Raw genomic sequence first — 11,998 nt, 5'->3', positions numbered from 1 at the left:
GGTGGCGAACAGGGTCTTCGGCCGCCAGATCAGCGAGGAGAAGCTGCCCTTGTAGTCGGGCGTCCGGTCGACGGCCTGGCCGCCCGCGAAAGGCACGGTCCAGAGGTCGCCGCCGACCGGGCCGAAATCCGAGTGCAGGCCGCCGATGAAGGCCACGGTCTTGCCGTCCGGCGAGACGCGCGGGAACTTCATCTGCACGCCCGGGTCGGCGATCTGGCGCCAGGAGCCGTCGACGCCGACGGCGGCCAGCTTGGCGATCCACCAGTTGTTGTCGCCGTCGCCCTTGGCCGCGGTGACCGCGAAGGCCTTGCCGTCCGGGGTCCAGTCGTACTCGTAGACGTAGGTGTCGTCGGGCGAGAGGAACTTCAGCGGGCCGCCGCTCGCCGGCAGGACAGCCACGCGCTGTTCGTCGGTGGCCGTGCCGATCTCGCCGACGATGGCCGCGCCGGCCTGGGTCGCGCCGCCGATCTTGCGGGGCCGCTCAGTGGCCAGCACCGCCAGCGTCTGGCCGTCCGGCGACCAGCGCGGCGTGTCAAGCAGGCCGGGGAAGGCCAGGGCCTGCTCGGCCTGGCCGCCACGGACGATCTGCAGGGTCGCGGTCTTGGCCTTGCGGTCGCTGGAGACGAACACCAGGGACGCGCCGTCCGGCGACCAGGCGGCGCCGGAATAGAAGCAGGTCTTGCAGGGATCGTACTGCCCGACGATCGCGCCGTCGGCGCGGTTGCGGATGACGACGACCGGGTGCGGGTCGGCCTCGGACTTCAGGGGATCGTCGGCTTCGACGGCGGCGATCAGGTCGCCCTTCGGCGAGACCACCACGTCGTGGAACTGGTGGACGTGATCGGGAGGCGTCGCCGCGGCCGCCAACGCCAGAGCCAAGACCAGTCCCGCCATCGTCCGCACTCCCCCTAAGGTCGCCTTGCGGTTTGGCTATGGGATTAGGCGGGCGGGAGCAAGGGGTGGACTAGTCCCGGACCAGCGAGGCGACGCGGCGGGCGTCCTCGGGCGTGGCGGGGTTGTAGACCAAGAGGCTGAGATCGGTGCGCCCATCGACCGCGAAGGTCGAGTATTCGAAAGCCACCTCGCCCAGCACCGGATGGCGCATGTGCTTGACCGCCTCCCGGTGGACGGTGGCCGGCAGGTCGCCGTCGCGCCACATCGCCCGGAAATCGGGGCTGAGCCGGCTGAGCTCCTCGACCAGCGGCTCCACGTCGGCGGCGGCGCCGGCCCGGGCGGCGTCCAGCCGGAAAGCGCCGAGAACGAACCGCGCGACGCTGTCCCAGTCGTATTGCGCCGCCCGCGCGCGGGGGTCGAGGAACAGGAAACGAAGCATGTTGCGCTGCTCGGGCGGCATCGCGCCGTAGTCGGCGAGCACGGCGGTGGCCGCGCGGTTCCAGGCCAGGACGTCCCAGGTAGCGGTGCGGATCAGGGCGGGTGTCGGGTCGAGCGCGTCCAGCACCCGCTGCAGCCGGGGCGTGACGCCTTCGTTCTTGCGGTAGCGCGCCTCGGGCGGGCGGCCGAGGCCCAGCAGGAACAGGTGCTCGCGCTCGATGTCGGTCAGCATCAGGGCGCCGGCGATCCGGTCGAGGACGTCGGCCGAGGGCGCGCCGCCGCGGCCCTGTTCCAGCCAGGTGTACCAGGTGGGGCTGATGTTCGCCCGCTGCGCCACCTCCTCGCGGCGCAGGCCGGGCGTGCGGCGGCGCTCGCCGGGGAAGCCGAGGGCGGCCGGGTCGAGGCGCGTGCGGCGATCCTTGAGATAGGCGCCGAGCGGCTTCTCGGCGGTCTGGAGTTCGCTCATCCTGTTAGTGTCCATACCATGATAAAGTCACTACTTTACCAGGATATTCCAGGGCGCGATGGTTGTCGCCACGGTTCTTGTGGAGGTTTCGACATGCGTGTTTTCCTGACCGGCGCCAGCGGCTTCATCGGCTCGGCGGTCATCGCGGAGTTGAAGGCCGCGGGCCACCAGGTGCTGGGCCTGGCGCGCAACGACGCCAATGCGGCGAAGCTGGAGGCGGCGGGCGTGGCGGTCCACCGCGGCGACCTGGCCGAGCCTGAAACCCTGGCGGCCGGCGCTGCGGCCTGCGACGGGACCATCCATTGCGCCTTCATCCACGACTTCAGCCAGTACATCGAGAACATCGCCATCGACCGGCGCGCCGTGGAGGCGATGCTGGCGGCGATGGAGGGCTCGGGCAAACCCTTCATCCTCACCTCGGGCACGCTGATGGCCGACCCCGGCCGCGAGGCGACCGAGGAGGATGCGGCATCGAAGGACGGTCCGGGCGCCATGCGCGGCGCGACCGAGCTGGTGGCCGAGGACTACGCCCGGCGCGGCGTGCGCACGATGATCGTGCGCCTGCCCCAGGTGCATGACAAGGAACGGCAAGGCCTCGTCACCTACGCCATCGCCGTGGCGCGCGAGAAGGGCGTGTCGGCCTATGTCGGCGACGGGGCCAATCGCTGGGCCGCGGCGCACGTGAGCGACGTGGCGCGCCTCTACCGCCTGGCGCTCGAGAAGGGCCAGGCCGGCGCCCGATACCACGCCGTCGGCGAGGCGGGCGTCTCAATGCGCGACATCGCCGAGGCGCTCGGCAAGCGACTGCACCTGCCGGTCGTCTCGATCACGCCCGAAGAGGCGCCCGCCCACTTCGGTTTCCTGGCGATGTTCGCCGGCCGCGACGCGCCGACCTCAAGCCGCCTGACGCGCGAGCGGCTGGGCTGGACCCCGACCGGCCCCGGCCTGATCGAGGATCTCGACCGGCTGGAGCTGGAGGAGGCCTGAGGACGCTGGCGCGCAAAACCTCCCCCATAGCGGTAGCGTATGGGGGAGGTGACCCGAAGGGTCGGAGGGGGCGTTGGGGCCGTGCGCCGATCTTGCCGCCGCGAAGACGGCAGCGCCCCCTCCACCACTTCGTGGTCCCCCTCCCCCGAAATCGGGGGAGGTTTTTTGGCGATCGGCTCTTAGGCCGCGTCGACCAGGACTACTTCGGCGTCTTCCAGGGCGGTGACGCGCAGGTTGGACTCGCCGGTGATGGCGGCGCCGTCGCGGGCGTCCAGCCTCACGCCGTTGACCTCGATGGCGCCGGTCGCCGGCACCAGATAGGCGTGGCGGCTGGGGTCGAGGACGTAGTCGGCGGTCTCGCCGGCCTTGATGGTGGCGCCGGCCACCCGCGCGGAGGTGCGGATGGGCAGCGCGTCCTCGTCCCCGGGCAGGCCGGAGGCGAGCGTCACGAACTTGCCGGCGCGGTCGGCCTTGGGGAACGGCCGCGCGCCCCAGGCCGGCGGGCCGCCGGACCGGTCGGGCTCGATCCAGATCTGGAACAGGCGGGTGAGGTCACTTTCCAGGTTGTACTCGGCGTGGCGGACGCCCGTGCCGGCGCTCATCACCTGCACGTCGCCGGGGCCGGTGCGGCCCTCGTTGCCCATGGAGTCCTTGTGGGTGATGGCGCCCTCGCGGACATAGGTGATGATCTCCATGTCGGCGTGCGGGTGCGGCGGGAAGCCGGACTGCGGGGCGATCTCGTCGTCGTTCCAGACGCGCAAGGAACCCCAGCCCATCCGCTTGGGGTCGTAGTAGTTGGCGAAGGAGAAGTGGTGCTTGGCCTTCAGCCAACCGTGGTCGGCGCCGCCGAGGCTGTTGAATGTACGTTTCTCGATCATGGGTGGTCCTTTCGGAGATCAAGATAGGCTTCCGGATCGAGCGGTAAAGCGGCGTCGAGGCAGAAGATTATTTCCGGAATGGAGGCATTGTCCCGAGTGTCATCCCGGAAAGCGCAACGCGCTTGTCCGGGACCCATAGACACGAAGCTCTCCGGCTAGCCTCCTGCCGACGGCGTTTATGGGTCCCGGTCTTTCGCGCGCCGCGAAAACCGGGATGACACGAGGGGGAAAGTCATGCGCGCGGCGGGATGGACGGCGGTCTTTGCCGCAACGCTGACTCTGGGCGCCGCAAGGCCTCACCCCGACTGGCGGCCCCTGGATCCGGCTGAGACCCTGGTGATCGAGACCTCCAAGGGCCGGATCGTGGTCGAGATGGCGCCGGCCCTGGCGCCCCGGGCGGTGGAGCGGGTCAAGCGGCTGGCGCGCGAGGGGATCTATGACGGCCTCAAGTTCCACCGGGTGATCGAGGGCTTCGTCGACCAGACCGGCAATCCGAACAACCGCGACGGCGGGACCTCGGCCTATCCCGACCTGCCGGCGGAGTTCAGCGCGCGGCTGCCGGCGGATGCGGTCCTGACGACGGTGGTCAGCCGCGCGGACGGGATCGAGGGCTTCGTGGGCTCGGTCCCGGTGGCCGGGGCGTCGGCGAGGGAGCAGGCGCTGGGCGGCGACCATCGTCCGCGGGTCTGGGGCGCCTATTGCGACGGCGTGGCCGGCATGGGCCGCCAGGCGGGGATCGACACCGCCAACAGCGAGATCTTCTTCATGCGCGCCCCGGCCCGCAGGCTGGACCACGACTATGCGGTCTGGGGCCGGGTGGTGCAGGGCCTGGAGGTGGTGCGCGCGATCCAGGTGGGCGAGCCGCCGGCCGATCCGGACCGCATGGTCCGCGTGCGCCTGGCCGCCGACATGCCCGCCGCGGAACGGCCCCGGCTGGAGGTGACCGACACCGCAGGCCCGGCGTTCGCCGCCCGCGCGGCGCGGCAGAAGGCCCGGCGGGGCGCCCGCTTCAGCGTGTGCGACCTGGAGATCGCGGTGCGACAACCTTGAGGTGCGACACCAGGGCTCAGGGATCGCGATCCGGACGCGCCCCGCGCCTTGAGGGGCGTCGCCGTATCGCGGCGGCCGCATCGCGCGGGACCCATGAAGTTCGAAGTCGTTGAGGGCGCTGAGGCGTGGGTCGTGCGCCGCGGCGGCGTCGAACTCGGCCGGTACGCCGACCAGGCGTGGGCGCCGGCGGACATCGGCGCGCGCCTACGCGACCAGGAGGCGGACGCGGCGCCGAGCTACTCGCTGGCGGTGCGCTACCTGATGCGCGGCTGACGCAAGCGCAGCCGGGTTGGCAGCCAAGCAAGCCGAGCGCCAACATGTGTCAGGTACCTGACGTACGGGTACGAATTACTTACCGAAGCCTAAATTTTGCTTGGCCTAGACCGGGTGCAGGTGCAACCTCGAGCTTAGATAATGGGAGGTCCGCTCCCACGTTCGGAGTTGGTGATGACCTACTTCTGCTACATCCATCGGCGGACCGGCGGCGTGCCGCATCTGGAGGTGCTGCCCGAGACCTCGCAGGGGATCGCCATCGACACGGCCGCCCGGCTGCTGGCGCAGCGCGCCGACGGCGTGCGGGCCGAGATCTGGGAAGACGAGCGGCTGGTCTTCACCCTGCCGCGCGGGGCCGCGGACTCGGGGCCGCCGGCGGCCTGAGCGCGTCAGATGCGCATTTCGAAATAGGCGGTCTTCGACCCGGCCGAGTGGCCCACCAGGGTGATGCGGAAGCTCGCCCCGTCTTCCAGCTTGAGCTCGGCCTCGCCGGCGCGGAACGCCTCGGCGGCCACCTCCGGCGTGGCGCTCAGCGAGCCGCGCAGCCGTAGCGGCCCCAGGCGAAGGCTCGAGGGCTCGCCATGGATCTCGTAGTCGACCGGCCCGGTGAAGCCGCGGCAGTGAAGCTCGCCGGCGCCGAGGTGCACGGGAAGCTGTTTACGCAGACGCGCCATCGGGAATCCTTGAGGGTGAGGACGGATAACGCCCAAGGCGCAGGTTCGATCCCGACACGATCAGCGATAGGCGCGGATGAAGAGCCCGATGGTCAGGGCTACGCCGATGACGATGACCGCGATGCGCAGGATCCGCTCGTCGGCCCTGCGCAGCAGCCAGGCGCCGGCCAGGCCGCCGCCTATGGCGCCGACGGCAAGCGTCGCGGCCTGCAGCCAGCGCACCTCGCCGGAGAACAGGAAGACCAGCACCGCGGTTCCGTTCATCACGCCGGCCAGCACGTTCTTGGTGGCCGCCGCGGCGCGCACAGGCAACTGCGCCAGGCTGAGCACGGCCAGCATGAGGAAGCCGATGCCGCCGCCGAAATAGCCGCCGTAGATCGCGATGCCGAACTGCAGCGCCATGGCCTGGGCCGGCTTGAGCGGGCGCGCCGTGGCGGGCCGGCGGCTGAAGTTTCCCCAGGCGAAGGCGGCGGTGGCGAAGAGCACGAGCCAGGGCAGCAGGCCCTCGAAGAACTGCGGCGGGGTGACCAGCAGCAGCAGCGCGCCCACCGCGCCGCCCAGCAGGCTGATCGCCACCAGGGTCTTGAGCGAAAGGTTCTCCGCGCCGGTGGCCAGCTTGCGGCCGGCCCATCCGGTGGTCACCTGGCCGGGGAACAGGGCCACCGTCGAGGTGATGTTGGCGGCGCGCGCGTCCAGGCCGCTGAGGATCAGGGCCGGCAGGGTGATGAAGGAGCCGCCGCCCGCCAGGGCGTTCTGGGCGCCCGCCCAGACCGCCGCCACCAGCAGCAGCAGGAGCATCCAGGGCGAAGGATCGTGCGCGGCCACCCTAGCGCAGGGCCAGCCGGGCGACGCCGACCAGCACCGCCGCCGGGATCAGGACCGCGCCGACGGCCGGCTGGCCGACGACAGACAGGAAGACCTCGGCGGCCATGATCAGGGCCACGACCGTGACCGTCCCGGCGTCGCCGAAAAGCGTCTTGAGGAAGGCTTTCATGTCGCGGCTCCGATCGGCCTGGACCGCCGGATCAGGCCGATGAGGCCGATGCCGCCCAGGGCGTAGAAGGCGCCGAGGGCGAGCAGGCTCAGGTCGCCCAGCGGCCAGGCCCGCTCACCGGCGACCGCCTCGTAGGTCCAGAAGGTGCCGAAGGCGGTGATCATCACGCCGACGACGAACTTGATGGCGTTCTCCGGAACCCGGGTGAGCGGCGCGCGGATCGCCAGGCCCGCGGCCAGCACCACGACCAGGGCGGCCAGGGCGCCGGTGGTGCTGCTGGCCCAGGCGCGGCCGTGCAGGCCGAAGGCCGCGACGATCAGCCAGACCTCCAGGCCCTCGAGCAGCACGCCCTTGAAGGCGATCAGCCAGCCGGCGGCGCGGTCGCCGCGGCTGAGCTCGGCGCGCGTCTCGGCGAAGCTCTCGGCCTCGTCGTGCAGCGCCTTGAGGCCCGCGCCCCGCGCCACCGCCTTGGCCAGCCAGCGGACGCCGAACAGCAGAAGGAAGACGCCGATCGCGAGCTGCAACCAGCGCACCTCCAGGCCCATACTGAGGACGCCGCCGGTGGCGACGGTCATGGCGGCGAGCACGGCCAGGGCGGCGGCGGCCGCGCCCGCGGCCCCGCGCCAGCCGATGCTCAGGCTGACGGCCAGCACGATCGTGAAGGCCTCGACCCATTCGACGGCGGCGGTGAGGAAGGCCGCGGTGACGACGGTCCAGTCAAGCAATGCGGTCCTCCATCCAAACTCGGCCGAACGCCTCCCCGGGGCCGATATAGGTGTGCGGACTCAATGCCAAAATGCATTCACATCACGGGCGCATGCTCGGGATGAATTTTGGCCAGGCCCCGGGTGACCGACGTTACGTGGTCCCGCAGCCAGCGATGGGCGGGATGGCTGTCCAGCCGACGATGCCAGACCATGATGGTCCGCACCATGGGCGAATCGAAGGCGGGTTCGCGCAGCTCCAGGGGGAAGTTGCGCACGAACACCTGGGCGACGCGGCGGCTGAACACGGTGACCAGGTCGCACTCCGCGAGGATCGGGCGCGCCGAGAGGTAGGGTGACCGGACCACCACCTGCCGCGCCAAGCCGTGCGTCGCGAGCCAGCGGTCCAGGAAGCCGGTGTCCTCGCCGCTGGAGGAGATCTCCAGATAGCGGAAGCTCGCCAGCGCCTCGGGCGTCAGCTCGCCGCGGCCGGCCGGATGGCCGCGCCGCATGACCAGGACGAACGGGTCTTCCAGCAGCAGCTCGCTCCCGAAGCGCTCGCCGGGGCTCTCCTGGCCGCCGATCGCCAGGTCGAGGTCGCGGCGATCCAGGCAGTCGGCGATGTCGAGGTTGCCGCTGGGGCGCATGTCCAGGCGGACCCCGGGGGCCTGGCCGCACGCCGCCGTGGCGAGCAGCGGGGCGACCACCACGGCCGCGAAGTTGTTCAGGCCGATCGCAAAGCGGCGGTCCGAAGCCTGGGGATCGAAGGCCAGGGGCTCCAAGGCGAGCTGCACCTCGCTCAGGGCGTTGCGCAGCGGCTCGGCGAGGGATTCCGCGCGCGGCGTCGGGGCCATGCCGTCCGGGGTGCGCACGAACAGCTCGTCGCCCAGCATGTGGCGCAGGCGGTTGAGCGCGTGGCTCATGGCCGGCTGGCTGAGGCCGATGACACGGCCGGCACGCGTGACGCTGCGCTCGCGCATCACCGCGTCGAAGACCACAAGCAGATTGAGGTCAATCGAACGCCAATTCATCTCGCACATGTACCTGTGCGAACAATGCATTTCAATATTGAAACAGTGAAATTCATATGCCGCGAGCGAGGCAGGAAGAGGGCGGGCAGATGAGGTGCGTAGTAGGTGGCGACAGTACTCGTTGTCGAGGACGAGGCGAGGGCGCGTGAAGCCATCGCCCAAGTCCTCAGTGCGGCCGGCCATGCGGTGGTCCAGGCCGTGGACGGCCGCCAGGGGCTGGACAGGTTCCATCACCATCGCCCGCGGCTGGTCTTCACCGACATCCTGATGCCGGAGCGGGATGGGCTGGAGTTGATCACGGCGCTGCGCGGAGACGAGGTCAACGTCCCGATCGTCGCCATGCTGGAGCCGGAGGCGGCCCAGGCGGAGCTGCTCCTGGACCTGGCCCTGGCGCTGGGCGCCAACAGCGTGCTTCTGAAGCCGGTCCTGGTCAGCGAACTCCTTCAGACCGCCAGCACCCTGCTGGCGACGACGCTCCCGAGCCTGAAGCCTCGCGGCTAGCGCTTCTTCCCGAGCTCAGCGGCGATGTCCTTGGTGAGGCGGCCGACCTTGCGGTGGGCGGCAGTGAGCTGGTCCTTGGTCACGCCCCAGCGCTTCATCCAGTATTCGACCGCCTTGCGCTCGGAGAGGTCGAGGCGATCCTTGTCGATGAACCCGCGCTTGTCCTTCAGGCCGGCCATGGAAGCTCCTCCGCGAGCGCCTGAACCTAGGGACGTTCCTTGCGCAGGGGAAGCGCACCGGCCAAGGTCGGGCCCGTCGGGGGAGAGCATCGATGCTGCGATCGTTGAGCGTGCGGGTGGTGATTGCGCTGCTGGCGGGGCTGGCCGTGGGCGCGGCCGCCGCGGCGTTCGGCGGCGAGAGCGCCAAGCGCGCGATCGAGCTCGTGGAGTCGGTGGGCGCGCTTTGGCTCAACGCGCTGCGGATGACCGTCGTGCCCCTGATCTTCGCGGTGATGGTCACCGGAATCGCCGGCGTCGCCGACGCCGCGGCGACCGGGCGGCTGGCGGCCAGGGCGCTGGCCTCGATCGTGGCGCTGATGACCTTCGCGGCGGTGTTCTCGCTGGGCTTCGCGCAGGTGTTCTACGCCGTCTGGCCGGTGACCGGCGCGGCGGCCGCGGCGCTGCGGGCCGGGGCCTCGGCGGCGCCGGACCTGGCCAAGGCCGCGCCGACCTTCGTGGGTTTCGTCTCAGGCCTGGCGCCTGAGAACGCCCTGAAGGCCGCCTCGGAGAACGCCATCCTGCCGCTGGTGGTGTTCGCCGCCTTCTTTGGATTCGCCGCGACCCGGCTGCCGCAGGCGCGGCGCCAGGCGCTGACCGACCTGTTCGACAGCATCGGCCAGGTGATGATCACCATCGTGCGCTGGGTGCTGTGGGCCGCGCCGGTGGGCGTGTTCGCCCTGGCGCTGGGCGTGGGCCTGAGGGCCGGCGTGGGCGCGGCCGGCGTAATCGCCCACTACGTCGCGGCCATCGTGCTGGGCAATATCGGGATCACCGTCGTCGGCTATCTGATCGCGCTGTTCGGGCGGATCGACTTCGGGCGGTTCGTGCGCGCCGTGGCGCCGGTGCAGGTGACCGCCTTCGCCACCCAGTCGTCCCTGGCCTGCCTGCCGGCGATGATCGAGCGGTGCCGCGACGACCTCGGCGTCCCGGACCGGGTGAGCGGCCTGGTGCTGCCGATGACGGTCTCGGTGATGCGGATCACCGGCCCGGTGGCCAACTTCGGCGTCGCCCTCTTCCTGGTGCAGGTCTACGGCCTGCATCCCAGCGCCATGACCTACCTCGGCGCGACCCTGGTGACGGTGGCGACCTCCATGGCGTCGGTGGGCCTGCCGGGCCAGGTGTCGTTCTTCGCCTCCATCGCGCCGATCTGCCTCAGCCTCGGCCTGCCGGTGGACCTGCTGCCGATCCTGATCGCCGTGGAGGTGATTCCCGACATCTTCCGCACCATCGGCAACGTCACCGCCGACATGGCGCTCACCGCCGTCCTGGCCAAGGGCGAGCCGGCGACGGCTTGATCGCGGCGCGGCGGGCCTCTACCCAGCTCAGCCATGGCCAACGAACCGTTCTTCACCATCGAGGGGGCGCTTTACGTCCCGACGCCGGCGGCGCGCGGCCCCTGGAACCCGAATTCGCTGCATGGCCGGGTGATCGCCGGGCTGCTGGGCGCGGAGATCGAGCGGCTGCACGGCAGCCCGGACTTCATCCCGGCGCGGCTGACGGTCGACATGTACCGCCTGCCGGACCTGTCGCCCGTGGAGGTGGTCACGACCGTCGTGCGCGCGGGCAACCGCATCCGGGTGGTCGACGCGGAGTTCATCTCCGGCGGGGTCAGCGCCGGGCGCGCGACCTGCCAGCTCCTGAAGCGGACCGAGACCCCGAGCGGCAAGGTCTGGAAACCCGAGCCCTGGGACGCTCCGAAGCCTGCCGACATCGACCCGCCCACCGACGGGCGGTCGGGCATGGGGGGCATGTGGGCCACGCGCCGGATCGCCGGCGACTTCGGCACGGTGGGCCAGAAGCGGATCTGGATGAGCGAGGTGCGCGAGCTGGTAGGCGGCCGGGCGCTGACGCCCTTCGTGCGTGTGGCGGTCTCGGCGGACTTCGCCAGCCCTTTCGCCAACGCAGGCGACAACGGCCTGGAGTTCATCAACTCCGACGTGACGGTCTATCTGCACCGCGAGCCGGCGGGCGAATGGATCGGCTATGAGGTGGTCAACCACGGCGCCACCGACGGCGTGGCGATCGGCGAGTGCTTTCTCTACGACGAGGATGGGCCGATCGGATCGGCGGCCTGCGCGGCCCTGGCGCAGCGGCGGATGCCGCGCAGCTAGGTCGCGGAATTAGACGGGGCCGCCCCGAACAGTCGAGCCGGCCCCGCCGAAGCCCTGCGTGTGGTTGAAAGCCGCCGGGCAACTGCAGATTGCAGCAAACCCTACCGAGTCGTTAACGTGGCAGGGCGTCACAGCGTAGTTCTACGTAAGGTCGCGGCCCCCGGATGCGCCGCGCACGGAACGCCGCCGGTGGATTCTTACCCCGTCCGCCGAGCTGTGCCATGGTGGGCTCAAGGGCCGCCACGGGTCCAACGGGAGAGTCGAGTTCCATGCGTTTGACGAAACTACTGGGCGGAGCGCTCGCGCTCAGCGTGCTGGCCGCTGTCCTGCCGGCGTCCGGGCCGGTGCTGGCCAATCCGAAGAATGCGCTGGACGCCTATGTGGCCAAGCCCGATCCGGCCTTCGCCTGGAAGGTGGCGGGGACGATGTCCGGGCCGGGCTACCACGGGGCGGTGCTGGAGCTGACCTCGCAGACCTGGCTGACGGCCAAGCAGGTGGACAAGCCGCTCTGGAAGCACTGGCTGACGGTGATCACGCCCGACAAGGTCGAGCACAAGACCGGCTTCATGTTCATCACCGGCGGCAACAACACCGACCCCGCGCCCAAGACCGCCACCGAACGCTGGGCCAAGATGGCGGTGGAGACCCACTCCGTCGTCGCCGAGCTGGATGACGTGCCGAACCAGCCGCTGCGCTTCGCCGAAGACCCGAAGCCGCGGGTCGAGGACGAGATCATCGCCTACCAGCAGGCGAAGTTCGCCAAGGACCGCAACCCGCTC

The 11,998-nt window shown here is 70.6% G+C and carries 16 protein-coding genes and 1 pseudogene; 8 read left to right on the top strand and 9 right to left on the bottom strand.

Annotated features, from left to right (window positions below):
- Positions 1-894, bottom strand: a pseudogene (locus tag VNW53_RS04195) (S9 family peptidase); the annotation flags it as partial.
- A 70-nt stretch (positions 895-964) separates the two neighbouring features.
- Entirely contained in the window at positions 965-1,798 is an 834-nt protein-coding gene (locus tag VNW53_RS04190; protein WP_325553828.1) for a helix-turn-helix transcriptional regulator, read from the bottom strand.
- A 93-nt stretch (positions 1,799-1,891) separates the two neighbouring features.
- Here VNW53_RS04190 and VNW53_RS04185 point away from each other — a divergent pair, with 93 nt between their 5' ends.
- A complete protein-coding gene (locus tag VNW53_RS04185) occupies positions 1,892-2,785 on the top strand; it encodes an SDR family oxidoreductase (RefSeq protein WP_325553827.1) in 894 nt (297 codons plus the stop codon).
- Positions 2,786-2,964: 179 nt separating this feature from the next.
- Here VNW53_RS04185 and VNW53_RS04180 read toward each other — a convergent pair whose 3' ends face one another.
- Positions 2,965-3,663 (bottom strand): pirin family protein, encoded by a 699-nt coding sequence (locus VNW53_RS04180; protein ID WP_325553826.1) that lies wholly within the window; start codon positions 3,661-3,663, stop codon positions 2,965-2,967.
- A gap of 234 nt (positions 3,664-3,897) precedes the next feature.
- Between VNW53_RS04180 and VNW53_RS04175 the strand changes: the two genes are divergently transcribed.
- From VNW53_RS04175 to VNW53_RS04165, 3 genes are all read left to right on the top strand, one after another.
- The gene (locus VNW53_RS04175; RefSeq protein WP_325553824.1) at positions 3,898-4,713 is read left to right on the top strand and encodes a peptidylprolyl isomerase; all 816 of its coding nucleotides are present in this window, start codon (positions 3,898-3,900) and stop codon (positions 4,711-4,713) included.
- Positions 4,714-4,806: 93 nt separating this feature from the next.
- A complete protein-coding gene (locus VNW53_RS04170; RefSeq protein ID WP_325553823.1) occupies positions 4,807-4,986 on the top strand; it encodes a hypothetical protein in 180 nt (59 codons plus the stop codon).
- A 174-nt stretch (positions 4,987-5,160) separates the two neighbouring features.
- Positions 5,161-5,370, top strand: coding sequence for a hypothetical protein (locus VNW53_RS04165; RefSeq protein WP_325553822.1), 210 nt, complete (start codon positions 5,161-5,163; stop codon positions 5,368-5,370).
- Between the two features lie 5 nt (positions 5,371-5,375).
- Here the strand turns inward: VNW53_RS04165 and VNW53_RS04160 are convergent, their stop codons facing one another.
- The 5 genes from VNW53_RS04160 to VNW53_RS04140 all read right to left on the bottom strand — a co-directional run bounded on the left by VNW53_RS04160 (position 5,376) and on the right by VNW53_RS04140 (position 8,389).
- Complete coding sequence (locus VNW53_RS04160) at positions 5,376-5,660, bottom strand: hypothetical protein (RefSeq protein WP_325553821.1); 285 nt, start codon at positions 5,658-5,660, stop codon at positions 5,376-5,378.
- A 60-nt stretch (positions 5,661-5,720) separates the two neighbouring features.
- Positions 5,721-6,458 (bottom strand): sulfite exporter TauE/SafE family protein, encoded by a 738-nt coding sequence (locus VNW53_RS04155; RefSeq protein WP_325553820.1) that lies wholly within the window; start codon positions 6,456-6,458, stop codon positions 5,721-5,723.
- 28 nt (positions 6,459-6,486) lie between these two features.
- The gene (locus VNW53_RS04150) at positions 6,487-6,654 is read right to left on the bottom strand and encodes a hypothetical protein (protein ID WP_325553819.1); all 168 of its coding nucleotides are present in this window, start codon (positions 6,652-6,654) and stop codon (positions 6,487-6,489) included.
- Positions 6,651-7,379 (bottom strand): hypothetical protein, encoded by a 729-nt coding sequence (locus VNW53_RS04145; RefSeq protein WP_325553818.1) that lies wholly within the window; start codon positions 7,377-7,379, stop codon positions 6,651-6,653. The genes VNW53_RS04150 and VNW53_RS04145 overlap by 4 nt, the downstream gene beginning before the upstream one ends.
- A gap of 77 nt (positions 7,380-7,456) precedes the next feature.
- Positions 7,457-8,389, bottom strand: coding sequence for a LysR family transcriptional regulator (locus tag VNW53_RS04140; protein WP_325553817.1), 933 nt, complete (start codon positions 8,387-8,389; stop codon positions 7,457-7,459).
- Between the two features lie 105 nt (positions 8,390-8,494).
- Here VNW53_RS04140 and VNW53_RS04135 point away from each other — a divergent pair, with 105 nt between their 5' ends.
- Positions 8,495-8,890: a response regulator gene (locus VNW53_RS04135; RefSeq protein ID WP_325553816.1), complete on the top strand. Its 396-nt coding sequence runs from the start codon at positions 8,495-8,497 to the stop codon at positions 8,888-8,890.
- Here VNW53_RS04135 and VNW53_RS04130 read toward each other — a convergent pair.
- Entirely contained in the window at positions 8,887-9,069 is a 183-nt protein-coding gene (locus VNW53_RS04130; RefSeq protein WP_257816115.1) for a DUF3606 domain-containing protein, read from the bottom strand. The genes VNW53_RS04135 and VNW53_RS04130 overlap by 4 nt on opposite strands.
- 92 nt (positions 9,070-9,161) lie before the next feature.
- On the opposite strand from VNW53_RS04130, the gene VNW53_RS04125 reads away from it, so the two are divergent.
- From VNW53_RS04125 to VNW53_RS04115, 3 genes are all read left to right on the top strand, one after another.
- Complete coding sequence (locus VNW53_RS04125) at positions 9,162-10,403, top strand: dicarboxylate/amino acid:cation symporter (protein ID WP_325553812.1); 1,242 nt, start codon at positions 9,162-9,164, stop codon at positions 10,401-10,403.
- Positions 10,404-10,436: 33 nt separating this feature from the next.
- On the top strand, positions 10,437-11,219 hold the full coding sequence (locus VNW53_RS04120; RefSeq protein ID WP_325553811.1) for an acyl-CoA thioesterase domain-containing protein: 783 nt from the start codon (positions 10,437-10,439) through the stop codon (positions 11,217-11,219).
- Positions 11,220-11,488: 269 nt separating this feature from the next.
- A partial coding sequence (locus VNW53_RS04115) for a PhoPQ-activated protein PqaA family protein (RefSeq protein ID WP_325553810.1) occupies positions 11,489-11,998 on the top strand: 510 nt, incomplete at its 3' end.

The organism is Phenylobacterium sp. (genome assembly GCF_035569475.1).
In the GTDB taxonomy this organism is placed as follows: Bacteria; Pseudomonadota; Alphaproteobacteria; order Caulobacterales; family Caulobacteraceae; genus Phenylobacterium.
The sequence above is the reverse complement of the archived record's forward strand: the minus strand, read 5'-3'. Positions and strand labels throughout refer to the sequence as shown.